This is a genomic window from Methylocystis sp. (assembly GCF_021731785.1).
Classification (GTDB): Bacteria; Pseudomonadota; Alphaproteobacteria; order Rhizobiales; family Beijerinckiaceae; genus Methylocystis.
Genome location: NZ_JAKFWS010000044.1, coordinates 22,083 through 46,041, shown reverse-complemented (window position 1 = coordinate 46,041; position 23,959 = coordinate 22,083). Strand labels below are relative to the sequence as shown.

The window sequence follows — 23,959 nt, the reverse complement described above, 5'->3', positions numbered from 1 at the left end:
GTTCGCCAGCTAGAGAGTATTTATGCGGGCCTGGCTTTTCCTACTCGGGCTGACCACGATCGCTGCCGCGTCGATTGCCCAAGCCGAGGAATGCAACAAGGCTTCCGATATGGCCAGCATGAACGAATGCTTGGCCAAGTCCTACAAGCGGGCCGACGACGAACTCAACCTCCTCTATCAGCAGCTAATCGGCCGCGTGAAACAAGCGGGCGCTGATTGGGCCGATACACACACGGCTCTCGTCGCCGCGCAGAGAGCATGGATCGCCTTTCGGGAGGCCGAATGTGCGCTCGTCGGCTCCAAGACCGATGGAAGCTTCAACACCACCGTCACCACGTCTTCCTTAACCGGCTAAACTGTCAGTCGCATCAAGGACTTCAAGCGTTATCTCAAATGTAAGGAGGGCGATCTCTCCTGTCCGTTTCCGGCGAAATAGTGCGAAATCGCGGCGAACCGCTCGGATTTTGCCGGAGGGTTATTTTGGCTGGCGCATGATGCCTGTCCGCGCCGCCGATATTTGTGCGAAGCCGCTTGACCCTTTGGCCAATCCCCCCTAAGTAAATCGTCTTCACGTTGTTGAACAGGCGGCTCCGGCTCCCGGCTTGGGGGGCGGAGCCCGTTTTCGTATGAAAACGGTTCGCAGCCGTCCGCAAGGGCCGGGCTCCACCGGACGCGGGCGCCAACTTGGGAGCGACAGCTCCCCCTAATGGAGAGGCACAGTGGCCCGAATTGCAGGCGTCAATATACCGACGAACAAGCGCGTCGTCATCGCGCTCCAATATATCCACGGCATCGGCCCCAAGAAGGCGGCGGAGATTTGCGAGAAGGTGAGCATTCCGTCGGAGCGGCGCGTGGCGCAGCTCACCGACGCGGAAGTGCTGCAAATTCGCGAGACCATCGACCGCGATTACATGGTCGAGGGCGATTTGCGCCGCGAAGTGTCGATCAATATCAAGCGCCTGATGGACCTTGGCTGCTATCGCGGTTTGCGCCATCGCCGGCAATTGCCCGTGCGTGGCCAGCGCACGCACACCAACGCCCGCACCCGCAAGGGCAAGGCGAAGCCGATCGCCGGCAAGAAGAAATAATTCCGGGGCTTCGGCCAGTCGGGCTTGGGCAGTCGGACCCCGATTGCCGACTGCCGACCTGCCGATTGCCCCATCAGGTGGAGCCGCTGGAATTACGGCGGCGTCGATATCGAAAGGCAAACTGAACAATGGCCAAAGACACAACGCGCGTTCGTCGCCGCGAGCGCAAGAACATCGTTTCCGGCGTCGCGCATGTGAATTCGACGTTCAACAACACCATGATCACCATCACCGACGCACAGGGCAACACCGTGTCGTGGTCCTCGGCGGGGTCGATGGGCTTCAAGGGCTCGCGCAAATCGACGCCCTACGCGGCGCAGATGGCCGCCGAAGACGCCGCCCGCAAGGCCGGCGAGCACGGCGTGCGCACGCTCGAAGTGGAAGTCTCAGGCCCGGGCTCCGGCCGCGAGTCGGCGCTGCGCGCGTTGCAGGCGGCGGGCTTCACCGTCACGTCGATCCGCGACGTAACGCCGATTCCCCACAACGGCTGCCGGCCGCGCAAGCGCCGCCGCGTCTGAGGCTATTTCAGATCGCCCGATTGATTTCGCGCGGCGCGCGACACATGTCCCGACGCCGCGTTCAGGAGCTTCAAGGAAAGGCCTCCAAGTGAGCATCCAGAAGAACTGGCAGGAACTCATCAAGCCGAACAAGCTCGACGTCACGGCCGGAGACGATCCGAAGCGTGTGGCGACGGCCGTCGCCGAGCCGTTGGAGCGGGGCTTTGGCGTGACGCTCGGCAACGCCCTTCGCCGCATCCTGCTGTCGTCCTTGCAGGGCGCGGCGATCACGTCGATTCACATCGACGGGGTGCTGCATGAATTCTCGTCGATCCCTGGCGTACGCGAGGACGTGACCGACATCGTCCTCAACATCAAGGACATCGCCATCAAATATCAGGGCGAGGGCGTCAAGCGTCTGACGCTCAAGAAGACCGGACCGGGAGTCGTCGCCGCCGGCGACATCCAGACGTCGGGCGACGTCCAGATCCTTAATCCGGAGCTCGTCATCTGCACGCTCGACGAGGGCGCCGAGATTCGCATCGAGTTCACCATCGCGACCGGCAAGGGCTATGCGCCTGCCGACCGCAACCGCGCTGAAGACGCGCCGATCGGCCTCATTCCGATCGATAGCCTGTATTCGCCGGTCAAGAAGGTCAGCTATCGCGTCGAGAACACCCGCGAAGGCCAGGTGCTTGACTATGACAAGTTGACGCTGACGCTCGAAACCAACGGCGCGATGAGTCCCGAAGACGCGCTCGCCTTTTCGGCGCGCATTCTGCAGGACCAGCTCAACGTCTTCGTCAATTTCGAGGAGCCGCGCCGCGAGGAGGCGGCCCCGTCGATCCCGCAGCTCGCCTTCAATCCGGCGCTGCTCAAGAAGGTCGACGAGCTGGAGCTTTCGGTGCGTTCGGCGAACTGCTTGAAGAACGACAATATCGTCTATATCGGCGACCTCATCCAGAAATCGGAAGCCGAAATGCTGCGCACGCCGAACTTCGGCCGCAAGTCCTTGAACGAGATCAAGGAGGTGCTGGCGCAGATGGGGCTGCATCTCGGCATGGAAGTGCCTGGCTGGCCGCCGGAGAACATCGACGATCTCGCGAAGAGATTCGAGGAGCATTATTGACGGCAGTCGTCAGTCGGGCTTCGGCAGTCGGATTTCGACTGGCGACTGCCTAACGCCGACTGCCCATAATCGACGGCCGTTCCTTGGCACGGCGGCCGCATAATCAACGGAGAGCCGCATGTATCACGGTCACAAGAAGCGCCGTTTCGGGCGCACGCATGAGCACCGCAAGGCGATGTTCGCCAATATGGCGCAAGCGCTCATCAAGCATGAGCAGATTGTCACGACGCTATACAAAGCGAAGGACCTTCGCCCCGTCGTCGAGAAGCTGGTGACGCTCGGCAAGCGCGGCGATCTCCATGCGCGCCGTCAGGCGATCGCGCAGATCAAGGACGTGAAGCTCGTCGGCAAGCTCTTCGACGTGCTCGGACCGCGCTACAAGGACCGTAACGGCGGCTATACGCGCGTGCTGAAGGCGGGCTTCCGCTATGGCGACAACGCGCCGCTCGCCGTGATCGAATTCGTCGACCGCGACGTCAACGCCAAGGGCCAGGATTCCGGGCCGGTGCAGTCCGAGGGTGAGGCGGCCTAGCGGCTATCTCAACATCGCCCCGAGCGGCCGCGTCGTCAGTGGAGCGGCCGTATCATCATCAGACAAGGCGTCCGCGCGCCCCATAGCGTTGGAAATTCTTCCAGCGGAAGGAAGCCGACAGCCTCGTAAAAGCGTCCCGTCTCCGCGTAATTTTCGTCGGGATGGGACGCTGCGAGCGTCTTGACCGTGAGAAAGCGCTGGCCGTCACGCCGCGCGCGGCGCACGGCGGCGTCGACAAGCAGTCGACCGACGCCCTGTCGACGCCACCGACGTTTGACGCCGATCACATATAGTTCACATACATATTGGTTGTGATCGCGCAGCGAAACGAAACCAGCTCGTTCGCTGCCTATCGAAGCCGCGAACATCGGTTGAGCATCGCAGGCGCTGGCGTAGGCCGCTTTCGATTCCGCAATCGCGAACCATTCGGGAAGATCGTCGAGAACCTCGGCGCAGAACGCGGCGCGCCCCATCTCCTGTTCAGCGATGGCGATCTTCACGGTCCAATCTCGCGCCAACAAACTGCATTCCCGCATTCTTACGGTTTCGCGGCTTTGCGTCTATACATGCGCTGAGCAGTCAGATACGGAGCGCTTCATGAGCATTTCCGCACGTCATCTTTATTCTGCGGCGCTTGCTTTCGTCATTGCGACGTTGGCGATCTCCGGCCGCGCAGAAGCGCCGCTCGATCCGATGCAGGCCGCGCCTCCGCCCAAGCCGTCAGGCCGCGTCGACGGCTTCACGCCGCCGGCGCCCGAGCGCGTCGTTCCGACAAGTCGCGCCGACATCACTCTTTCCTTCGCGCCGATCGTCAAGAAGGCGCAGCCGGCGGTCGTCAATGTCTTCGCTTCGCGCGTCGAGCGCATGCCGGCCAATCCGCTGCTCGACGACCCCGTCTTTCGCCGCTTCTTCGGGGAAGGGGGCGGCATGCCCGGCCGCAATATGGCGCAGTCGCTGGGCTCGGGCGTCATCGTCGATCAAAGCGGCCTTGTTGTGACCAACAATCACGTCATCGAGGGCATGACCGACGTGAAAGTGGCGCTGGCCGACAAGCGCGAAATCCCCGCGAAGATACTGTTGCGCGATCCGCGCACCGATCTCGCCGTGCTCAAACTGACCGAAGGCGCCAATTTTCCGACGATCGAGCTTGGCGATTCGGACGCGCTCGAAGTCGGCGATCTGGCGCTCGCCATCGGCAATCCGTTCGGCGTCGGCCAGACGGTGACCCAGGGCATCGTCTCGGCGCTCGCGCGCACCCATGTCGGCATCACCGACTACGGCTTCTTCATCCAGACCGACGCCGCGATCAATCCCGGCAATTCCGGTGGGCCGCTCGTCGATATGAACGGCCGCGTCGTCGGCATCAATTCGGCGATTTTCTCCAAATCCGGCGGATCGGTCGGCATCGGTTTCGCCATCCCGGTCAATATGGTCAAGAGCGTGATCGCCACTGCAAAAGGCGGCGGCAAGCAGGTGCGGCGGGCCTGGATGGGCGCGACGCTGCAGGGGCTCTCCCAGGAAATCGCCGACGGCCTTGGGCTCGATCGCCCGACCGGCGCGCTACTGACGGACGTCGATCCGAAAGGCCCCACGGCGGAGGCGGGACTGAAGCGCGGCGACGTCATCGTCTCGGTTGACGGCCAGACGGCGGACGATCCGGAAGCCGTGGGCTATCGTCTTGGCACCAAGCCGCTCGGCGGACAGGCGACGCTCGGCGTATTGCGCGGCGGCAAGAAGATCGCGGTGCAAATCCGCCTCACCGCGGCACCGGAGACGCCGCCGCGCGACGAGCTGAAAATCAAGGGCGGGTCGCCATTCGCCGGCGCGACGGTCATCAATATTTCTCCCGCGGTCATCGAAGAAATGTCAGTACAGGGAATGACCAATGGCGTCGTCGTTTCCGAGGTGGACGACGGCTCTTACGCGCAACAGCTCAACCTGCAGCGCGGAGACGTTATTCTCGCCATCAATGACCAGAAGATCGGGACGACGCGCGATTTGACGAGCATCACGGCGGGACGCGCCTATTATTGGAAAATCACGCTGGCGCGGGGCGGGCAGGTGATCACCACCGTGATCGGCGGCTGACGCGCATGAGCGGGCTCGCGATCCTCGTGACGACCACCGACGACGAGGAACAGGCGCGCGCGCTTGCCCGCGGCGCGCTCGCTGCCAAACTCGCCGCTTGCGTTCAGATACACCCCATTCAAAGCTGCTACGTCTGGAAGGGCGAGATGCGCGAAGAGCCGGAGTTTTTGCTGCACATGAAAGCGCGCGCCCAAGACTATCCTGCGCTCGCCGCACTGGTGCGACGCCTGCACAGCTATGAGACGCCGGAAATCCTGCGGGTCGATGTCGCCGAAGCGGACCAAGATTATCTCGCCTGGGCGATCGAGGCCACGCGCCGTTAGGCCGGCGCCTTTCAAATCGCCGATAGCGGAATTACCTTCCTGCGCAACGGCGCTGCACGCCGCGCCACAACCCGGACTTTGCGATGTCGATTCCCACTGACTATCTCGTTGATCGCCGAAGACTGCGCCGGAAGCTCGGGTGGTGGCGCCTTGCCGCCCTTCTCGCTTTGGGCGTCGCCGGCCTCGTCGCGGTGGTGCGGCTTGGCGGCGCCGACTCGGCCAATAAGTTGACGCCGCACATTGCCCGCCTCGAGCTGCAGGGCATGATCACCGGCGACGACGATACGCTCGATATGATCAAGAAGATCGGGGAGTCGAGCCAAGCGAAAGCTCTTCTGCTGGAAATCGAAAGCCCGGGCGGAACGACGACCGGCGCCGAGCGGCTCTATGAGGAGCTGCGACGTGTCGCCGAGAAGAAGCCGGTTGTCGCCGTGGTCGGCACGGTGGCCGCTTCCGGCGCCTATATCGCCGCGCTTGCGGCCGATACGATCGTCGCGCGGGGCAATTCGCTCGTCGGCTCGATCGGCGTGCTGTTCCAATATCCCAATGTTTCGAAGCTGCTGAATAATTGGGGCGTCGAGGTCGAGACGATAAAATCCTCGCCGCTCAAGGCCGCGCCCAACGGGCTCGAGCCCACGAGTCCGGCCGCGAAGGAGGCGGTGGCGAGCCTTGTCGCCGACTCCTACGCCTGGTTCAAAGGTCTGGTGCAGCAGCGGCGCAATCTTGACGATGCGCAGCTCGCGAAAGTTTCCGACGGGCGCATCTTCACCGCGCGCCAGGGCCTGCCGCTCAAACTCGTCGATCTCATCGGCGGTCAGCGCGAGGCCATCGACTGGCTTGTCGCCAACAAAGGCGTCGCGAAGGACCTGCCGGTGCGCGAATGGAAGAAGTCATCCAGCCTGGAGCGGCTTGGGCTTGTCGGGAGCGCCGCCGACCTTGCGCGTATCGCCGGATTGCCGTCAGTCGCTGATTTTTTAGAAAAAACAATCTTGCTCGAACGAAGCGGCGAGCTTGACGGCCTTTTGGCGATTTGGCAGCATTCGGCCGCGAACTGACTGGGGGCGTCGCGGCTTAGCTTGTTCGACGCCAAGCTATTGGATCGGCTCATGATAAAGTCTGAACTTATTCAGCGCATCGCGCGCCGAAACGGCCATCTCTACCAGCGCGACGTCGAGACCATCGTTAGTACGATTCTTGACGAGATCACTTGCGCGCTGGCGCGCGGCGATCGCGTCGAATTGCGAGGCTTCGGGGCTTTTTCGGTGAAGAAGCGGGACGCGCGGACCGGCCGCAATCCGCGCACCGGCGCGCAGGTTTCGGTTCAAGAAAAGAGCGTGCCGTTCTTCAAAACCGGTAAGGAGATGCGCGAGCGCCTCAACGAGAACTATCAGGGCTGAGGCGATCTAAGGCGCGGCGTCCTCTCGATCGCGGGACGCGCGGCAGTGGCGTGCGGCGGCTGTAGGTTGCGGCTGCCCAGCGTGTTGCGCGGGGCCGGCTTGAGGGAGGTTTTATGAAGTCCATCCTGCGCGTCATTGTTTTCGTTCCGCTGGCGCTCGTCATTCTGTTTTTCTCGATGGCCAATCGCGGGTCGGTGCGCATCGGCCTCGATCCCTTTGCGCCGAATGACGGATCCGGTCCCTCTTTCGAGGCGCCGGTCTTCCTCGTGGTTTTGGCGTCGATAGCCATTGGCGTGCTCGCCGGCGGAATCTCTTCCTGGCTTGGACACCTGCCGGTGCGACGCGCCGCCAAGGTCGCGCGCGCGGAAGCGCGCAAGACGCGCGTAGAAGTCGAAAAGCTGCGCCAGCAGGCGCTGGCGAGTCTGCCGGCAGATAAGCGGCTGAAGAGCGATTGAGCGCGTTTTCTGGCGACGCGTTTTAGTGAAAGTCCCGAGATTTCGGCAGGATTCGCACATCACGCGGATGGCTGCCGCGTGGATGCTGGGGGTGATTAAATTCGTCGGCGCGAGACAGTACGATTTCCGGACGATGCGCCTCTGACAGCCTGTTGAGATCAGCGCTGCGGTCGATGATCCGCTGCGCCATCAGATGCACGACATTCTCAGGGCTTTTCTGCACCCTTCCTTCCACCAGCATGAGTCGTGACGCCATCGTCTCGCGGCGGTAGCGCTCGAAGAGCCGCGCCCAGATGACGATATTGAGAATGCCGGTTTCGTCTTCGAGCGTGACGAAAATGGCGTTGCCTTGTCCCGGCCGTTGCCGCACCAGCACGACGCCGGCGCCGCGCGCAAAGGCGCCATCAGTGAGCGCGGAAACTTCCGCGCAGGCCATGATCCGCTCACGCGCGAATATCGGCCGCAGCACCGCCATGGGATGCGCTTTCAACGAGAGCCGCAGCGTCTGATAATCCGCCGCGACATGTTCGCCAAGCGACATGGGCGGCAGCAGCGGATCTTGTTCCTTAGCAAGTTCGCGCGCGTCAGCGGCCGCAAAGAGCGGCAGGGGCTTCGCGTCCGGCAGACGCCGCACGGCCCAGAGTGCGTCGCGTCGATCGCTTTGCAAGGAGCGGAAAGCGTCGGCGTCGGCGAGCGCGCGCATCGTCGCGCCGTTGAGCGCCGCCCGCCGCGCGAGATCTTCGACGCTGTCATAGGGTTTCGTTCGCGCTTCGACGATGCGATAGCCTTCGTTCTCATGCACGCCGTCCGCCTGTCGAAAGCCGAGACGCAGCGCTAGAGCGCCATCTTTTGCGCGCTCCAGCCTATTGTCCCATTCGCTGAAATTCACGTCGACGGCGCGCGCCTCGACGCCATGCTCGCGCGCGTCGCGCACGATCTGCGCCGGCGCATAAAAACCCATCGGCTGCGAATTGAGCAGCGCGCAGGCGAAGACCGCCGGATGGTGACATTTGATCCAGGAGGAGACATAGACGAGCTTGGCGAAGGACGCGGCGTGGCTTTCGGGAAAGCCATAAGAGCCGAAGCCCTTGATCTGTTCGAAACAGCTTTGCGCGAAGCCGCGGTCGTAGCCGCGCGCCGCCATGCGTTCGACCATCATTGATTCGAATTGATGGATCGTGCCGACATTGCGGAAGGTCGCCATGGCGCGGCGCAGACGATTGGCTTCAACGTCGGAGAATTTCGCCGCGACCATCGCGAGCTTCATCGCCTGCTCCTGAAAGAGCGGCACGCCCTTGGTCTTTTCGAGCACCTTGCGCAATTCGTCCGCCGGCCCGTGCTCCGGCGCAGGCGAGGGATAGATCACCGGCTCGCTTCCGGAGCGGCGGCGCAAATAGGGATGCACCATATTGCCCTGTATGGGTCCCGGCCGCACGATCGCCACCTGAATGACGAGATCGTAGAATTCACGCGGCTTCAGGCGCGGCAGCATGTTCATCTGCGCCCGGCTCTCGACCTGAAAGACGCCGATCGAGTCGCCTCGACACAGCATGTCATAGGTCGCCGCGTCTTCGACCGGCACGTCGGCGAGGCCCATGTCCTTTCCTTCATGGGCGCGCAGATAATCGAAACATTTTCGAATGCAGGTGAGCATGCCGAGCGCCAGCACGTCGACCTTCATCAAGCCGAGCGCGTCGATGTCGTCCTTGTCCCATTCGATAAAGGTGCGCTCAGGCATTGCTGCGTTGGCGATGGGCGTCAGTTCGTCGAGCCGCCCGCGCGCAAGGACGAACCCGCCAACATGCTGCGAGAGATGGCGCGGAAAGCCGAGCAGCCGCGTCGCGAAATGAATGGCGCAGCGGATGAGGGGATTTTCCGGATCAAGCCCGGTCTGCCGGATGTAAGCCTGTGGAATGTCGGAACCCCAACTGCCCCACTGCGTGCTGGCGAGAGCGGCGGTCACGTCCTCGGTCAGTCCGAAGACCTTGCCGACTTCGCGAATGGCGCTGCGCGGCCGATAGCTGATGACGGTCGCGACGAGTCCGGCGCGCTCGCGACCGTATTTCGCGTAAATATGCTGGATGATCTCTTCGCGCCGCTCATGCTCGAAATCGACGTCGATATCGGGCGGCTCCTTGCGTTCCTGCGAGATGAATCTGGCGAAGAGCAGATCATTCTCCGCCGGATCGACGCAGGTGACGCCGAGCACATAGCAGACGGCGGAATTTGCGGCGGAGCCGCGCCCCTGGCAGAGAATCCCCTTGTCTTCCGCGATCCGCACGATGTCGTGAATGGTGAGAAAGTAGCGCGCATAGTCGAGCGTCTCGATGAGCGCCAGTTCTTCGTGCAGGAGCTTCTCGACCTTCTCCGGCACGCCGTCGGGATAGCGCATCGCGGCGTGACGCCAGGTCAGTTCCTCAAGCCATTCCTGGGGATTGCGCCCCGGCGGAACAGGCTCGTCCGGATATTCATATGTCAGCTGATCGAGTGAGAAATCGACGCGCGCGAGAAAACATTGCGTCTCCTCGATCGCCTCTGGCGCGTCAGTGAAGAGACGCGACATTTCTTCCTGCGTCTTCAAATGGCGTTCGGCGTTGACCTCCAATCGGCGTCCAGCTTGCGCGAGCGTCACGCCTTCTCGAATGCAGGTCATGACGTCTTGCAGATCGCGCTGGCCGGGATCGGCATAAAGCGCGTCATTGGTTGCGAGCAGAGGCGTCTGCGTTCGCGCGGCGATCTCTTTCAGTCTTGCAAGACGCCGCCTGTCGTCGCCGCGTCGCGGCATGGTTGCGCCGAGCCAGACGTCGCCTTGCGCAAGATCGCTCAGACGCGCCAGAGTCGACGGCAGGCGCGCCAGATTGCGCGAAGGCATGACGATCAGTAGCAGATCGCGGGCGGCCTGCGCGAGATCGTCGACATAAAGATGGCATTCTCCTTTCTTGGCGCGCAGATTCCCCGTCGTCAGCAGCCGCGTGAGCCTTCCCCAGCCGTTGCGATTTTGCGGATGAACGACGATGTCCGGCGTCTCGTCGGCGAAGACGAGCCGCGCGCCGACGACGAGCTTGAAGGATTGGGCGCGCTCTGCATCGAGCTGCGCGAGAAGCGCCACGTCTTCGTCAGCCGGCGGATCGCGCAGTTTTTCGCGTAGCTCCTTAAGCGCGGCATAGGCGCGCACGACGCCGGCGACGCTGTTGCGGTCAGCTATGCCAATTCCGTTATGGCCGAGCAGCATCGCCGTCAGCGCCATTTCTCCGGGATGCGATGCGCCGCGCAGGAAGGAGAAATTCGTCGCTGCGACGAGTTCGGCGAAAGGCGGGCTCATGCGAAGAGCCCATGCAGAAACCAGCGCGGGTCCGCGGTTTCGCTTTCGTAGAGGCCCTCGCGAAACACCCAGAAGCGACGGCCTTCGCGATCCTCGAGGCGGTAATAGTCGCGCGTCCGCCGGCGCGCGCCGGCGGCGTTGCGCCACCATTCCGGCGCGATGCGCTCCGGCCCTTCGGCGCGGGCGATCAAATGGCGCACGCGGCGCCATTTGAAATGCATCGGCGGACCGTCCGGCGTCTCCGCCATGGTTTCGATGGGCTGCGGCGGATCGAACAGAAACAGCGGCCGCAAGGGCGGCTCGCCCGGCTCCGGCTTCCCCCAGGAACTGGGTCGGGAAGAAGGAGACGCGGCGGCGTCGACATAGGCGGCGGCGCGCATGGGATCATGCGTTTCATGCGCCGCAAAGCGCAGCACGCGTTCGCGGCCGAAGCGCGCCGCGAGGCGATCGACGAGATCGGCGAAATCGCCATCTTGCGCGTCCTGCCGTTCGAAGCCTATCTGGCTTTGCGCCAGAGTTTCGGCGCGCAGGACGCAAAAGCGGATGACGTCGAAGCCGTATCCCGGATCGAGCGGATCGGCGAGCGAGTCGGCCTTCAGGCGAAAGAGCCGCAGCAGCGCCTCGACATGGCGCGAGGGCGCGCCGGTTTCGAAACATAACGCGCGGACGGCGCCGTCGGCGCGAAAGAAACGCGCTTCAAAAGCGCGGCCGCCTTGCCCGCGCTTTTCGAGAATGCCCGTCGCTTCCGCGATCAATGGGCGCAGAACGTTTTCTATCGCGGAAAGATCGAGAAAGGGCTCGGCGAAGCGCCGCTCGACCATGCATTCCGGCAAGGCCCGCAAGGGCGTGATGCGTGCGTCTTCGCGTCCCAGAATGCGCGTCAGCCGCCGCATCGTTTCGTCGCCGAAACGCGCTGTCAGCGCGGCGCTAGAACGATCGGCGAGATCGCCCAAGGTCGTGAGGCCGGCGCGCGTCAGCGCGACGCTCGTTTCTCTTGGCGCTTCAAGCGCGGTGATGGAGAGCGGCCGGGCAAAAACTTCCTCTTCGCCCGGAGGCGCGACGGCCGTCTCGCCAAAACGCGCCAGGGCGCGCGCGGCGTCTGGCGTTCCGGCGACAGCCGCGCGTCCCGAGAAAGAGAGGCGCGCCATCGTCCGTAAGACGTATGTGCGCATCGCCGCATCGCCGCCGAAAAGATGCGCGCAGCCCGTCGCGTCGAGCATGAGGCCGCAAGGCGGATCAAGCGCCACGAGCGGCGTGAACTGTTCGCAAAAGGCGGCAAGCCGCAGCATCAGCCGCTCGTCCGCCTCCGCGTCGGCCTGCGCGACGGCGAGATGGGGCGCGCGCGCCCTGGCGTCGGCGAGCGTCATGCCGCGCGTCAAGCCGAGCGCGATCGCCTTTCGATCGAGCGCATCGATGCGCAGCGCGCTGCGTTCTTTTTTGACGAGGACGAGCGGCGCGTCATCCGAATTTGCGTCCGGCTGTCTGCGGCGCGACTTCGTCAGGCGCTCCGCCGACAGGAAGGGAAACCACAGGGCGAGATAGCGACGGTGCGTCGAATGTTCTGTCTTCGAAGGCGCCACGGTCACGGTTCCACTCCACACGCCACGCATGCCCCGCCGCGCCGCCGCGCTGGCGCAGCAGAAAAATCGCGAAAACCGAAGATCCCGGCGCATTCGCCGCAAGCGCGCGGGAAGGCGCGGCGCGCACAAGCCAGCGGCTTGCGGCGGCGCTTGGCGCAGGAGAGGCGCTGACGCGGGCGATGAAAATCGGCGCTCCGGCGGCTGCGGCGGCCAGAGCCAGACGACGGCTTGCGGTGAGGTCATAGGCGCGCGCTTCGCCGAAGAGTTCGATCAGCGTCGCGCCGACGGCGGCGTAGCGCCCGGCCTCGGCGCCCGCCTGCAGCGCCTCTTTGGCGTCGCGCACGCGAATGAAGGCGACGGCGGCGGGGTTGAGGCCGATGTCGGCGAGGCCCGGCGGATAGGGCGCGCCGGATTCGGCGATCAGCGCCTCCTGCCGGGCCCAGAGCAGCGGCTTTTCTGCGCTGGCCATTGCGCGCCTGGCGAGCGCCAGGGCGAAGCCCGTCGCCGCCGAGGCGTCGGCGGCGGTCGCGGCATAGGCCTCATGCAGCGCCGCGCGAAGAATCCCGCCGCCAAGCCGCCGATCGAGGGCGGGCGCGCCGAGCGCGATCGTCTCGCAAGCTGCGGCCGGATGGGCGCAAGCCAGGCTTTTGCGCAGCGACGCCAGCGGCTGGGTCATCTCATATGTTCCTGTTATGTTCTTATAATGACTCCCGATGCGGGAGAGTCAAGCGGGGGCGAGAGACGGAAGGGCGTGTCGGTAAGGCGCCGGTTTCCTCATCCTGAGGAGCCCGCGTAGCGGGCGTCTCGAAGGACGAGGAAACCTTCATGGGCTGTCTTTTGAAAACTCGCCCTCGTGCTTCGAGACGCGCCTTTCAGGCGCTCCTCAGCATGAGGGCGAGGGGGGATGGTGGTTCATGCTAGGAGGGCGCCCCGCTCGCCGCCGCTCACTTCGTCTTCAAATATTCGACGATCGCCATGGCGCCGGCGACGTCGTTCGACCAATCGAGCTTCAGCGTCTTGCCATCCTCGACGACATCCTTGTCGTGGCCCTTGTTGGAGAGCGCCGGAAAGGAGGTCGTGTCGAAACGATAGCCCTCGCGCGAGAGCGTCTGCGCCGGCTGCCAGGAGAAGCCGACGAGCTTCTTGTCGTAGTCGAGTCGGCCTTTCACGAACACCGCCGGGCGCTCGCGCGGAACGAGAAGATGATACAGCGTCGGCACCGAGCCATTGTGCAGATAGGGCGCTTGCGCCCAGACGCCGCCGAGCGGAAGCGCATTATAGCCTTCATGCTTATTGGGATCGGCCATTGAGAGGTCGGCGCGGTTCTCGAGCGACACGCCGTCAAATTTCGCGCAGGGCGCGATGCGAGCGCCCGAGGGCGGCATCTCGATCACCTTGGTCGGCGGACAAATTTTTGCAAAGTTCTCGCGGGCTTTTTTCGCAATCGTTTCGCTGACGGCGCGCGCCCGGCCGAGATCCGCGCCCAAATCATAGACCTTGCCGTTATGCGGTCGGTGGCACGGCGCGCAATTCTCATCAAAGAGCGCCGCGCCTTTCTTTGCGAGCGTGAGATCGACGGGAAAGGGATAGACCGCCGCCGGCAGATCGCGCAGCAAATCCTCGCTGAAGGCGGCGACGCGAAGGTCGATGTCGGGTCCGAACTCTAGCGTCAGTTCAGCGGCGAGGTTACGGAAAATCGGAATAGGTATGTCGCCGTTCCATTGTCCGCCGCCGTCGACCAGCTGCGTATGATCCGCCGACCAGCGCGGCAGGCGCTTGCCCTGCTCCCAAACGGCCATGAAGTCGGCGATGCCTGGCGTCGGCGGCAGATCTGTCTTCGGATCGGGAATTTCGCCGCGCGCTTCGGCGGTGGCGTAAGCCATCGATGCGCTGACGCCGGTCGCATCGGCCATGCCGCCGAAGCCCTGCGTCATCTGCTCCTCGAAGCCTCTGTAGTTCTTGTAGATCAGATCGAGCAGCGAGAAGAATTCGAGTCCGGCCCGGGCAAGGTATTTGCCGACGATTGCGGCGGCGTCCTGTTTGAAGAGTTCGATTTGCCGCGCTTCATAGGCGGCGTCGAACCGGCGGCCGGCGAATGTATAATTCTTGTAGAAGAAGTTCCTGTCTTGAGCATGGACTTTGTCGAGCGTCGAGACGATCGACTGCGTCGCGCGTTCGACCTTTTCCTCGAGCGTCGCGGCCCCGGCGGTGATCTTCTTGATCGTGTTTATCACTCTGATGCGATACTGAGCGAGATTGAGCTGCGCGTTCACGCCGCCGTCGAGATAGCGAAGACTGAGGTCGTCGAGGCGCACGCGGCCGATGTGGCACGCGCCGCAACTCATCGTCGCGTAATCGACGCCGCTGTTTGGATCCTCGCGCGCCAATCCAGTCCAGCCGAAGCCGCGCGCGATCGGGTAGGTCGGGTCGCGTTCGTCGACGAAGAAGCCGGCGACATCGAGAAAATTGTTCTCGCTTCCCCATTCCTCCGGCGCGAGCTTCGGCAAAAGCTTCAAGATGATGAAGGGCGCGCCGTCCTGCCGGCCAAACGGAAAATCCGCAAACCACCGGTAGGCGATCGGCTTCCGGCTGATATAGACATCGAGCGCCTTCAGCCGCTTTGCCTGTTCTGCGCGCCACTCGCCGTCGGAGAGCGTCGCCTGCGCCAAAGCCGGCGCGTCCAAACAGGCGCGCATCGCCAACGTCACGCACGCAGCGAGCGAAATGCGCGAGAAGGCGCGCATCACAGACGTCGCCATGTCCAGATTAGAAATTCGGTCGGATTATTCGGCATGGGCGTCGCTTCAGCGCTTCTAGACATGTTTCACAATTCGCGACTTGGTCGGGTCATAGAGGAAGGGGCTGCGGAAAAATACGCGCTTTCGAGCCGATTGCCGAGACGAGTCTGCTTGATTTTCTTGACGATGCCGCTGTCTTCAAGCTGTCGGGCACAGCGGCGGCGCATGGAAGGATGGGATCTCGCCTTGCCTAGCGAGTCGCGATATGCGCATGACAGGCGCGCTGCTCACCGGGAAACGCCCACCGGCTCGTTAAGGTTCCGCCCGAACGCCGTCAATGTGCACTGCGAAAATCCGGCGCCATGCGTCGCGATCGACGCGGCGGCGCGCGCTTTAACGCGCCTCTTTTGCATGGCACGGGGGTCTCGCCAGTTGCGCCTGTCCTTCGCGCTATTATGGTGACAATGAAATATCGCCGGGCGCCGCGCTGTTCTCGCGCTGACCGATTCCGCAACGCACCGATGTCATCGAACGGTCGCAAAATGCGGGCTTCGATGCGCGCCAGACAATGTGCTCGATGATCCTTGCCGAGACGGACGCAGATATCGCTCCCATAAATTCGCGTCGCTTCGGCGTCGAGGCGCGCGCGCAACCCGGCGCCGAGCTTATTCACGATGCTTGCGCCGGCCGCGTGCGCATTCGCCACATGAGCTTGCGCGGCCGCGGGCCGCTGGCGCGGGCGGTGGAGGAGCGATTTCGCCATCTTCCCGGCGTCCTCCAGGTTCGCGCCAGCGAATGGACCGGCTCGACGCTCGTCGCATTTGAGCCGCCGATGACTACCGCGCGGCTGATGCAGGCGCTTGAAGCGGCGATCGCTGACGCGCCCGCGCGCAACGCGGACGGCTCGCAACCCCCGGAGCGCGCCGCTCATGCCGAGACGATTGCGACGCTCGCGGCGCGATTGGAAACGGATGTCGCTCGAGGGCTATCGACAGAGGAAGCGGCCGCAAGATTGGAGAGGTGGGGGCGCAACGAGCTGCGCCGCGAGGAGCCGCGCTCGGCGGCGAGCATTTTCGCCGAGCAGATTTCCAGCCTGCCCGTCGCTTTGCTCGCTGCGTCGGCGGCGGTGTCGCTGGCGACAGGCGGCGTCGCCGATGCGGTGATGATTGCCGCCGTGGTGCTCGTCAACGCCAGCATCGCCACGGCCACCGAGCGCCAGGCGGATCGCGCAATTTTGGGCCTTGCCGGCGAGGAGCCGTCGGACGCCGCCGTCATCCGAGACGGCGCGCGCGTGAGGATCGATTCGCGCGATCTCGCGCCGGGCGACGTCTTGCTGATCGAGCGCGGCGCGTTCGTTCCGGCCGATGCGCGCCTGATCGCCAGCGACGATCTGACGGTGAACGAATCGCCGCTCACCGGCGAGGCTCAACCGGCGCCCAAAGACGCAAAACTCGTTTTGTCGCCTGATACGGGAGTTTCGGATCGTCGCAATATGGTGTTTCGCGGCACGGCGGTGACCGGCGGATCCGGCCTGGCCATTGTCACTGCCGTCGGCGCGCATACGGAGATCGGCCGCGTGCAGCAATTGCTTGGCGGGCTGAGGCCGCCGGAGACTCCCATACAGCGCGAACTTGGCGAAGTTGAGCGCGAACTCGTCATCGTCAACGGCCTAATCTGCGCGAGCGTTTTCGGTCTCGGCCTCCTACGCGGCCACGGACTTCTCCCTACCTTGCGCAGCGCGGTCTCACTTGCAGTGGCCGCCATTCCCGAGGGGCTGCCTGCAGTCGCGACAACCACGCTTGCCTTGGGCGTGCAGGACATGCGCAAACGCAAGGTGCTGGTGCGCAAAATTGACGCCGTGGAGACGCTTGGGGCGATCGAAGCGATCGGGCTCGACAAGACTGGAACCCTGACCGAAAATCGCATGGCGACGGTCAGCGTTCACACCGATGGCGCCGCCTTCGAGTTGCGACGCGGCCGCCTCTTGCGCGACGGCGCCGATGCGGCCGCCGAAACGATCGCCATTGCACGACGCATGTTTGAAGTGGCGACGCTCTGCAGCGACGCCGGCGTAAGTCCCGCAGCGAGCAGTTGGGAAATCGACGGCACGCCGACCGAAACCGCGCTGATCGAAGCCGGGGTGGCGATGGGAGTCGATCCCGTCGCTCTGCGCCGATCGGCGTCTGTTGTGACATGTGTGGCCCGCGGCGAAGGCCGCAAGCGCATGAGCACGCTGCACGAAGCGGTTGACGGCGCGCGCATTCTTTGCGTCAAAGGCGATCCGGTCGAGGTGCTCGCGCGCTGTGCCGCGCGCAGGACCGCCGATGGCGTCGCGCTGCTCGACGATGCGGCGCGCAGAGTCATTCTCAAGGCCAATGAGCGCATGGCCGGAGACGCGCTGCGCGTCCTCGGCGTCGCGGTCGACGAGGCCGGCGGCGATCCCCGCGACGAGCGGGGTCTCACATGGCTCGGTCTCGCCGGTATGGCGAATCCTATTCGAGCCAGCGTCGCTCCGGCGCTCAAACAGCTCCATCGTGCCGGCGTGCGCACGGTGATGATCACCGGCGATCAGAGCGCGACGGCCTTCGCGATCGCGCGGCGGCTTGATCTTAATGACGGCGGCGAACTGCGCGTGCTCGAAGCCGGCCAGATGGCGAAAATGCAGCCCGAAACGCTCGAAGCGCTGGCGCGACAGCCGCATGTGTTCGCGCGCGTCAGCCCCGTCGACAAGCTCAACATCGTCAAGGCGCTGCAAGCGCATGGCCACATTGTTGCGATGACCGGCGACGGGATCAATGACGGTCCGGCCTTGCGAGCCGCGAACGTCGGCATCGCGATGGGCGGAGAAGGCGCCGACGTCGCCCGTCAGGTCGCCGATATCGTGCTCGCTTCCGACGACATGGACGGCATTGTCGAGGCGATAAGGCTCGGCCGCGCCACTTACGCCAATATCCGCAAGGTGCTGCGTTATCTCGTCTCGACCAACGCGTCCGAGACCATCGCCATGTTCGGCGCGGCGCTTGTCGGCGGCGAGCCGCTGACGCCGATGCAATTGCTTTGGCTCAATCTCGCGACCGACGCGCTGCCGGCGATCGCGCTTGGAGTCGAGCCGCCGGAGCCCGATGTGCTCGACAAGCCGCCGCATGATCCGAAAGCGCCGATTCTCGGCGCCTCCGATTTCCGGCGAATCCTTCGCGAGGGATCGGTCATGGGCGGCGCCGCGCTCTTGGGGTATTTCAGTCTCGGCGGCGCGGCCGGCGGGGCGCGCGCCAGCACCGTCACCTTTCACGGCATTACGTGCGGCCAGTTGCTCCATAGCCTGTCCTGTCGATCCGAGCGACGGGGATTGAGCTTTGAGTTCGGCAGGCCGCCGAATGCAATGCTTTACGGCGGCGTCGGCGCCACCCTGCTGTTACAGCTTGGCGTGCAGCTCTTTCCAATTACCCGGCGCCTTTTGGGCCTGTCGCCGCTCGGCGCCGGCGATCTATGGCGGATCGGCGCAATAGCCCTCGGCAGTTCGCTCGCCAACGATATCATCGGTAGAGTTGCGGATCGCGAAGCGCCGCCGCGCGCCAATGGAGAAAGCCATGTCTCCTGACATGATCTTCACGTCGGAGTCGGTGACGCGGGGGCATCCTGACAAGCTCTGCGATCAGATCAGCGACGCGGCCATTGACGCGCTGCTGCGCGAAGACGAGCGCGCCCGTGCGACCGTGGAGTGCGCCCTGGCGACAGGCGTCGTCTTTCTCGCCGCGCGCTACGCCGCCGATGCGCTCGTCGATTTGCCGGCGCTCGCGCGCACGGTGATGCAAGACGCCGGCTATGCCGCGGGGAGCTTTGACGCACGCAATTGCTCGATTCTCACGAGCTTCGTCGAATTGCCGCTCGACGCGCGCGAGCCACCGCTCTCGGACCTCGCCGACGACGAGGCGATCGGTAGGCGCGTCGCGCATGAGCAAGCCAATGTTTTCGGCTACGGCTGCCGCGATACGCCCGAATTCATGCCGGCACCGATCAGCCTCGCGCATAGGATCGCGCGCGCGCTTGACGCCGCGCGCCGCGACGGATTTGCGTCACTGTCGCCCGACGCCAAGACACAAGTGTCCGTCGAGTTTTGTGGCGGTCGACCGACGCGCATTCACGGCGTGTCGCTCACGGTCGCCTTCGACGGCGCGGCGCTGGACGACGACAAGTTCGAACGATTGCGCGCGATCGCGCTCGATGCGCTCTCGGTCGGCGAGATGAGGCCCGACCCTCAGACCAGCGTTCACGTCAATGCAGGGGAACCCTTCGACATTGGCGGGCCGGCGCGTCACGCGGGCCTGACCGGGCGCAAAAACGGAATCGATACCTATGGCGAGATCGCGCGCCAGAGCGGCTCCGCGCTTTCAGGCAAGGATCCTTCGCGCATCGAACGCGCCGGCGCTTACGCCGCTCGCCATGCGGCCAAGAACATCATCGCGGCAGGCCTCGCCGAGCGCTGCGAGGTTCATTTGGCTTACGCGGCGGGGCAGGCGGAGCCGCTCAGTCTCTCGGTTGAGACCTTCGGCTCCGGCCGTCTCGCTGATGACAAGCTCGCCAGAAGGCTCGCAGCGCTTCTTGATTTCCGTCCTGCTGCGATCGTCCGCCGCTTTGGCTTGCGCACGGCGCCGCAAACAGCCGGCGCGAAAGGCTTTTATCTGCCGCTCGCGACCTATGGACATTTCGGCCGGACCGATCTCGATCTCCCCTGGGAAGCGACCGACATCGTGGATGCGCTGAAGGGTTAGGCCCTACTCGCCGCTATCGGCGTCGCCGTCGAGCGACCATACGCCGCCGAGGCGGCCGGCGTACCAAAGCAGAGTGATCGCCGGCGGCAAGAAGCGCTCCCTCGACATTTGCCAAAGCGCCGCAGCCAAGAGCGCCAACGCTGCGACGATCTTCGGGTCGATGGAGACTTGCGGCGCCTCGCGCGGCGCCATAGTCGCTTCGCCGACGACAAAAAGCTGCGCCTCCTGCGCGGCGACCCCGATGCGCGCCAAAGGACCGCTGTGCTGAATGAGAACGCTGCCCGTCATCGGCGCCACGTCGACGGCGCGAACGCCGGTGATCGCCGAAAGGGCCTTGGCGACCGCCGCGAAGTAAGCGTCGTCGCCACGACGGTCGGCGATCCGCAGCCGCGCGCGGCCCGGCATGGCGTGGGCGACCTGCGCAAATGGCGGAGATGCTTGGGTCATTTACGCGCTCTCGCCCGCGGCGCGCGACGCCGGGGCTTCGGCCGTCGCGGCGCCGGTCTCGGATTTAGGAGGGGCCGCTTCGGACGTTGGTTGGTGCTTCGCCTTCGCTTGGGCGGCGGCCATCGCCGCGGCGAAAATATCCGAGGCGGCCTCGGACTTCGCTTCGGCAAAGAGATCCTCGGCGGCTTCGGCGAGTTCGGCGCCTTGCACGCGCGCTTCATGATAGGCCATCATCGCCGCCTTCAGCGCCGCTTTGGCGACTGGGCGCACGCGCCGCGTTTCCTGACGGGTGAGCAGCAAAACCGCAGCGGCCCCGGTCAGAACGCCCACTGCAAATCCAAAGGGTTTCATCGCTTCGACTCCGGTCCGATTCGCTGTGCGCCGTCGGGGCGAAGCGGCGACGGCCAAGAATTCTATCAAGACATCCTATCATGCAGCAATCGACGCAAATCGCGAAAAGAGCGTGAGGACGCCGTCACATAACTGTAACGTGGCGCGTTCCTATGAGCGGCGGCTGCACGACGCCTGAATCTGCCGGGACGCCGCTCGACTCTCTAGAGCATCATGAGACGCTATGACCGCACTGTCCCGTATCCTGACGCCAGACCGCCTGCCTCCAGCGGAGATGAACGGCCAGACGGTCGGGCGCTATCTTGTGGCGTCGGTTCCCATAGCCGGCTGGCAGGAGAGCGTCGGCGAGGCGCGAGCGCGATTGATCGGGCGGCGCTTCGACGACGCCTCGCATGTTTTCGCGCTTGCCGAGGATCGTCGCCTCATCGGCGTCGTCGCCATACGCGATCTGCTTGGCGCGCCGGAGAGGACCCCGCTGCATGACATCGCACGAAACGCCCAGGCCTATAGCGTCTCGCTCGACGCTGATCGCGAAGCTGCGGCGAGCGTCGCCATTCATGCAGGTCTGTCAATATTGGCCGTCTGTGACGCGGAAGGCAGGTTTCTCGGCGCCGTGCCGGCGCGCGCGCTGATGACGATCCTGCGCGACGAGCATCTCGAGGATCTGCATCATATGGTGGGCATCCTCGGCAAGTCAGAGGCCGCAAAAGACGCCCTGACCGCCGCGCCGCATCGTCGCGCGCTCTATCGATTGCCCTGGTTGCTTGTCGGCATGGCGGGCAGCGCCGCGGCGACCGCGATGATGTCGCGCTTCGAGTCCGCGCTCAGCGCGCATATCGCGGTCGCCTTCTTTATCCCGGCGATCATCTATCTTGCTGATTCGGTGGGCACGCAATCGGAAGTCGTGGTCGTGCGCGGGCTGTCCCTGACCGATTCCGCCCTGCTGCCGCTGTTTGCGGGCGAACTTGGCACCGGAGCGCTGCTCGGCGCGATGCTTGGCTGTCTCGCCTTTCCGATCGTCTGGTTCTTCTTTTCGAGCGTCGGGCTTGCTGCGACCGTCGGGATTTCGCTGGCGGTCGCGAGCACCATCGCCACGGCCTTCGGTTTTCTGATGCCATGGCTGTTTGCGCGGCTCGGCTTTGACGCAGCGCTCGGCTCCGGACCGGTCGCCACCGTGGTGCAGGACACTTTTTCGCTTCTCACCTACTTCGTCGTCGCGTCCTTTCTTGTGTTCTGAGCCGCGCGCTAAGAGACTTCGAAGAATTCAGCGGTCGGTCGCGCGTCTGAAGGCGGCGACGCCGCAAGGTTCGAGAATCGGCTCGCCGAGCAACAGTGTTTCTTGGCCGATGAGCGCCGAGACATCTGTAGCCTCGGCGCCATAGTTGAAAATGTAGCGCATCGCGCCATTGTCGCGGATGCGGATATCTTCGGCGAGATCGAGCGTCGCTATTTCAGCGGCGCTGAAAACCCGACGCAGGACGCTCGCCAGCAAGTCGTCGTCGGGCCAGCCTGAGAGATAGAAGACGTTGCCGCATCGCGCGAGCGCCGTCCCGCCGTCGTCCGATATGAGTTCGCGGCGAACGCTCTCTCCGAGCAGCAAAGATTCGCGCCACCGCACGAAGGCGCCCTCGCCAGATATCTTGACGGATGCTCCGGGACGAAGGCTCTCGATCCGTCTGACGCGAATGTCGATGAGGCTTCGCAGCGCTCCCGGCGGTAGATTGGCCGGAATTTGAAAATCGGCGGTCTTTGATCCGGCGCGTGGGCCAAGCAGGAGCGTCGCGCCGCTTTCCGCCAGCGCCTCCGTAAATTCTAGAGACGGCGCGAACAGCGCAGGCGCGACGATCAGTCTGCGCGCGGCGACGGCCGCGGCGGTCGGCGCAGTGACGTCGACGGAAAGACCGGCGCGCCGCAGACCTCGGTAAATCGACAGCATGAGGTCGAAATAGGAGAAGTCCTGGCCTTGCGGTTCGATGCGCCACGCCCAGGCGCTCTCATAGTCGAAGATGAGCGCGACCGGCGCGCGAACCGTTTCGACGCGCGCATCGAGCGCCGACAGCTCCCGCGAAACGCGTGCGACGATATTAAAGCCTTCATTGGGCTCGGCGTTCGGCAGCAACAGCCCCTCGTGCATCTGCTCCTGCGCGAAGGGCGCCTGGCGCCAGCGAAAATAGCTTACGGTCTCGGCCCCGGCGGCGAAAGCCTCGAAGGTCCACAGCCGCACCGCGCCTGCGGCGGGGGCCGGATTCCACGGCGCCCAATTCACCGGCCCGGGCTGCTGCTCCATTATCTGCCATCGGCCGCGGCCGCAGGCGCGATAGAGGTCGTGATGAAAGGCCTGAAAGTCGGGATCGCCGACCCGCATGTAGCGTAGCTTGAAGGCGTCGTCATGCGATGAGCGTTCGAGAAAGCCGAGCGGGTAGCTGTCCCACGCGGCGACATCGAGATCGTCGGACAGCGCATAATGATCGAAGTCGACGAATGAGCCCATGAAGTTGTGAAGGATCGTCGCGCCCGGCGCATGGCGTCTGATGATCCGCGCTTGGCGTTGATTGAAGGCGACGACCTGATCCGACGAGAAGCGCCGGAAATCCATCAGATGCGATGGATTGGCCTCGGTGACGGTCATGTTCGGCAGTTCGATCTCGTCGAAGCTTCGATAGTCCATCGACCAGAAGACATTCCCCCAGGCTTCGTTCAGCGTTTCGATGCGGCGATATTTGGCTTCGCACCATCGGCGAAACGCCCGCAGCGCCGCCTGCGAATAGCTCAGCACGGTGTCGTGGCAGCCATATTCATTGTCGGTCTGCCATGCGGCGATGGCGGGATGCGCGCCGAAACTTTGCGCCAAACGCTCGACGATTCGGTCGCACTCCTGAGCATAGCCTTCATGACTGAAGCAATAGTGCCGGCGCGAACCGAATCTTCGCGGCCGCCCATTGGCGTCGAGCGCCGCCATGTCCGGCATCTTGTCGACAAGCCATTTGGGCGGCGTTGCGGTTGGCGTTCCGAGCACGACCTTGAGGCCAACGCCATCGAGCGCATCGATAGCTTGGGCGAGCCAAGCGAAATCATAGACACCGTCGCAGGGCTCCAGCCGCGACCAGGAGAATTCGCCGACACGTACGAAGGAAAGACCTATCTCCTTCATCATGGCCGCGTCCTCGCTCCAGCGTGACTTTGGCCAATGTTCGGGATAGTAGCAAACGCCCAGGCGTTGACGTGTCATGCGCAGACGATCAT

General features: G+C 64.1%; 21 protein-coding genes. 13 read left to right on the top strand and 8 right to left on the bottom strand.

The window, feature by feature from the left end; translation table 11 throughout:
* Positions 1-22: 22 nt before the first annotated feature.
* The 5 genes from QZ964_RS09165 to rplQ all read left to right on the top strand — a co-directional run bounded on the left by QZ964_RS09165 (position 23) and on the right by rplQ (position 3,246).
* Positions 23-355: a lysozyme inhibitor LprI family protein gene (locus tag QZ964_RS09165; RefSeq protein ID WP_292531142.1), complete on the top strand. Its 333-nt coding sequence runs from the start codon at positions 23-25 to the stop codon at positions 353-355.
* A 364-nt stretch (positions 356-719) separates the two neighbouring features.
* Entirely contained in the window at positions 720-1,088 is a 369-nt protein-coding gene (rpsM, locus tag QZ964_RS09160) for a 30S ribosomal protein S13 (RefSeq protein ID WP_292531141.1), read from the top strand.
* A gap of 128 nt (positions 1,089-1,216) precedes the next feature.
* A complete protein-coding gene (gene rpsK, locus QZ964_RS09155; RefSeq protein WP_014890740.1) occupies positions 1,217-1,606 on the top strand; it encodes a 30S ribosomal protein S11 in 390 nt (129 codons plus the stop codon).
* Positions 1,607-1,694: 88 nt separating this feature from the next.
* Positions 1,695-2,714 carry a DNA-directed RNA polymerase subunit alpha gene (locus QZ964_RS09150; RefSeq protein WP_292531134.1) on the top strand — a complete coding sequence of 340 codons (1,020 nt, stop codon included), beginning with the start codon at positions 1,695-1,697 and terminating at the stop codon, positions 2,712-2,714.
* 118 nt (positions 2,715-2,832) lie between these two features.
* Positions 2,833-3,246: a 50S ribosomal protein L17 gene (gene rplQ, locus QZ964_RS09145; RefSeq protein ID WP_292531133.1), complete on the top strand. Its 414-nt coding sequence runs from the start codon at positions 2,833-2,835 to the stop codon at positions 3,244-3,246.
* Between the two features lie 35 nt (positions 3,247-3,281).
* Here the strand turns inward: rplQ and QZ964_RS09140 are convergent, their stop codons facing one another.
* Complete coding sequence (locus tag QZ964_RS09140; protein ID WP_292531132.1) at positions 3,282-3,746, bottom strand: GNAT family N-acetyltransferase; 465 nt, start codon at positions 3,744-3,746, stop codon at positions 3,282-3,284.
* Positions 3,747-3,843: 97 nt separating this feature from the next.
* Between QZ964_RS09140 and QZ964_RS09135 the strand changes: the two genes are divergently transcribed.
* The 5 genes from QZ964_RS09135 to QZ964_RS09115 all read left to right on the top strand — a co-directional run bounded on the left by QZ964_RS09135 (position 3,844) and on the right by QZ964_RS09115 (position 7,509).
* The gene (locus QZ964_RS09135; RefSeq protein WP_292531130.1) at positions 3,844-5,334 is read left to right on the top strand and encodes a DegQ family serine endoprotease; all 1,491 of its coding nucleotides are present in this window, start codon (positions 3,844-3,846) and stop codon (positions 5,332-5,334) included.
* 5 nt (positions 5,335-5,339) lie between these two features.
* Positions 5,340-5,657, top strand: coding sequence for a divalent-cation tolerance protein CutA (gene cutA, locus QZ964_RS09130; RefSeq protein ID WP_292531129.1), 318 nt, complete (start codon positions 5,340-5,342; stop codon positions 5,655-5,657).
* Between the two features lie 83 nt (positions 5,658-5,740).
* Positions 5,741-6,712 (top strand): signal peptide peptidase SppA, encoded by a 972-nt coding sequence (gene sppA, locus QZ964_RS09125; RefSeq protein WP_292531127.1) that lies wholly within the window; start codon positions 5,741-5,743, stop codon positions 6,710-6,712.
* Positions 6,713-6,763: 51 nt separating this feature from the next.
* Complete coding sequence (gene ihfB / locus QZ964_RS09120) at positions 6,764-7,054, top strand: integration host factor subunit beta (RefSeq protein ID WP_292531126.1); 291 nt, start codon at positions 6,764-6,766, stop codon at positions 7,052-7,054.
* A gap of 113 nt (positions 7,055-7,167) precedes the next feature.
* On the top strand, positions 7,168-7,509 hold the full coding sequence (locus QZ964_RS09115) for a LapA family protein (protein WP_292531124.1): 342 nt from the start codon (positions 7,168-7,170) through the stop codon (positions 7,507-7,509).
* 22 nt (positions 7,510-7,531) lie between these two features.
* On the opposite strand, the gene QZ964_RS09110 is transcribed toward QZ964_RS09115, so the two are convergent.
* The 4 genes from QZ964_RS09110 to QZ964_RS09095 all read right to left on the bottom strand — a co-directional run bounded on the left by QZ964_RS09110 (position 7,532) and on the right by QZ964_RS09095 (position 15,155).
* Positions 7,532-10,831 (bottom strand): error-prone DNA polymerase, encoded by a 3,300-nt coding sequence (locus tag QZ964_RS09110; RefSeq protein WP_292531123.1) that lies wholly within the window; start codon positions 10,829-10,831, stop codon positions 7,532-7,534.
* Positions 10,828-12,246, bottom strand: coding sequence for a DNA polymerase Y family protein (locus QZ964_RS09105; protein WP_367119254.1), 1,419 nt, complete (start codon positions 12,244-12,246; stop codon positions 10,828-10,830). The genes QZ964_RS09110 and QZ964_RS09105 overlap by 4 nt, the downstream gene beginning before the upstream one ends.
* 43 nt (positions 12,247-12,289) lie before the next feature.
* Positions 12,290-13,087: a hypothetical protein gene (locus QZ964_RS09100; protein WP_292531121.1), complete on the bottom strand. Its 798-nt coding sequence runs from the start codon at positions 13,085-13,087 to the stop codon at positions 12,290-12,292.
* 268 nt (positions 13,088-13,355) lie between these two features.
* Positions 13,356-15,155 carry a cytochrome C gene (locus QZ964_RS09095; protein WP_292531120.1) on the bottom strand — a complete coding sequence of 600 codons (1,800 nt, stop codon included), beginning with the start codon at positions 15,153-15,155 and terminating at the stop codon, positions 13,356-13,358.
* Between the two features lie 562 nt (positions 15,156-15,717).
* On the opposite strand from QZ964_RS09095, the gene QZ964_RS09090 reads away from it, so the two are divergent.
* Positions 15,718-18,747, top strand: coding sequence for an HAD-IC family P-type ATPase (locus QZ964_RS09090; RefSeq protein WP_292531118.1), 3,030 nt, complete (start codon positions 15,718-15,720; stop codon positions 18,745-18,747).
* Positions 18,737-19,918: a methionine adenosyltransferase gene (locus tag QZ964_RS09085; RefSeq protein WP_292531117.1), complete on the top strand. Its 1,182-nt coding sequence runs from the start codon at positions 18,737-18,739 to the stop codon at positions 19,916-19,918. Before QZ964_RS09090 ends, QZ964_RS09085 begins: the two co-directional genes overlap by 11 nt.
* Before the next feature lie 3 nt (positions 19,919-19,921).
* Here QZ964_RS09085 and QZ964_RS09080 read toward each other — a convergent pair whose 3' ends face one another.
* Both QZ964_RS09080 and QZ964_RS09075 read right to left on the bottom strand, forming a co-directional pair.
* Positions 19,922-20,365, bottom strand: coding sequence for an HMA2 domain-containing protein (locus QZ964_RS09080; protein WP_292531116.1), 444 nt, complete (start codon positions 20,363-20,365; stop codon positions 19,922-19,924).
* Entirely contained in the window at positions 20,366-20,716 is a 351-nt protein-coding gene (locus QZ964_RS09075; protein WP_292531114.1) for a DUF5132 domain-containing protein, read from the bottom strand.
* Between the two features lie 223 nt (positions 20,717-20,939).
* Here QZ964_RS09075 and QZ964_RS09070 point away from each other — a divergent pair, with 223 nt between their 5' ends.
* On the top strand, positions 20,940-21,953 hold the full coding sequence (locus tag QZ964_RS09070) for a magnesium transporter (RefSeq protein WP_292531112.1): 1,014 nt from the start codon (positions 20,940-20,942) through the stop codon (positions 21,951-21,953).
* Between the two features lie 27 nt (positions 21,954-21,980).
* Here QZ964_RS09070 and QZ964_RS09065 read toward each other — a convergent pair whose 3' ends face one another.
* On the bottom strand, positions 21,981-23,945 hold the full coding sequence (locus tag QZ964_RS09065) for a beta-galactosidase (protein ID WP_292531111.1): 1,965 nt from the start codon (positions 23,943-23,945) through the stop codon (positions 21,981-21,983).
* Positions 23,946-23,959 lie beyond the last annotated feature (14 nt).

Excerpts from the sequence above, each read along its gene's own strand:
- QZ964_RS09165 (WP_292531142.1), top strand. The coding sequence starts at position 23 with ATGCGGGCCTGGCTTTTCCTACTCGGGCTGACCACGATCGCTGCCGCG.
- rpsK (WP_014890740.1), top strand. The coding sequence starts at position 1,217 with ATGGCCAAAGACACAACGCGCGTTCGTCGCCGCGAGCGCAAGAACATC.
- rplQ (WP_292531133.1), top strand. The coding sequence starts at position 2,833 with ATGTATCACGGTCACAAGAAGCGCCGTTTCGGGCGCACGCATGAGCAC.
- QZ964_RS09135 (WP_292531130.1), top strand. The coding sequence starts at position 3,844 with ATGAGCATTTCCGCACGTCATCTTTATTCTGCGGCGCTTGCTTTCGTC.
- cutA (WP_292531129.1), top strand. The coding sequence starts at position 5,340 with ATGAGCGGGCTCGCGATCCTCGTGACGACCACCGACGACGAGGAACAG.
- sppA (WP_292531127.1), top strand. The coding sequence starts at position 5,741 with ATGTCGATTCCCACTGACTATCTCGTTGATCGCCGAAGACTGCGCCGG.
- ihfB (WP_292531126.1), top strand. The coding sequence starts at position 6,764 with ATGATAAAGTCTGAACTTATTCAGCGCATCGCGCGCCGAAACGGCCAT.
- QZ964_RS09115 (WP_292531124.1), top strand. The coding sequence starts at position 7,168 with ATGAAGTCCATCCTGCGCGTCATTGTTTTCGTTCCGCTGGCGCTCGTC.
- QZ964_RS09110 (WP_292531123.1), bottom strand. The coding sequence starts at position 10,831 with ATGAGCCCGCCTTTCGCCGAACTCGTCGCAGCGACGAATTTCTCCTTC.
- QZ964_RS09100 (WP_292531121.1), bottom strand. The coding sequence starts at position 13,087 with ATGACCCAGCCGCTGGCGTCGCTGCGCAAAAGCCTGGCTTGCGCCCAT.
- QZ964_RS09095 (WP_292531120.1), bottom strand. The coding sequence starts at position 15,155 with ATGCGCGCCTTCTCGCGCATTTCGCTCGCTGCGTGCGTGACGTTGGCG.
- QZ964_RS09090 (WP_292531118.1), top strand. The coding sequence starts at position 15,718 with ATGTGCTCGATGATCCTTGCCGAGACGGACGCAGATATCGCTCCCATA.
- QZ964_RS09085 (WP_292531117.1), top strand. The coding sequence starts at position 18,737 with ATGTCTCCTGACATGATCTTCACGTCGGAGTCGGTGACGCGGGGGCAT.
- QZ964_RS09080 (WP_292531116.1), bottom strand. The coding sequence starts at position 20,365 with ATGACCCAAGCATCTCCGCCATTTGCGCAGGTCGCCCACGCCATGCCG.
- QZ964_RS09075 (WP_292531114.1), bottom strand. The coding sequence starts at position 20,716 with ATGAAACCCTTTGGATTTGCAGTGGGCGTTCTGACCGGGGCCGCTGCG.
- QZ964_RS09070 (WP_292531112.1), top strand. The coding sequence starts at position 20,940 with ATGACCGCACTGTCCCGTATCCTGACGCCAGACCGCCTGCCTCCAGCG.
- QZ964_RS09065 (WP_292531111.1), bottom strand. The coding sequence starts at position 23,945 with ATGACACGTCAACGCCTGGGCGTTTGCTACTATCCCGAACATTGGCCA.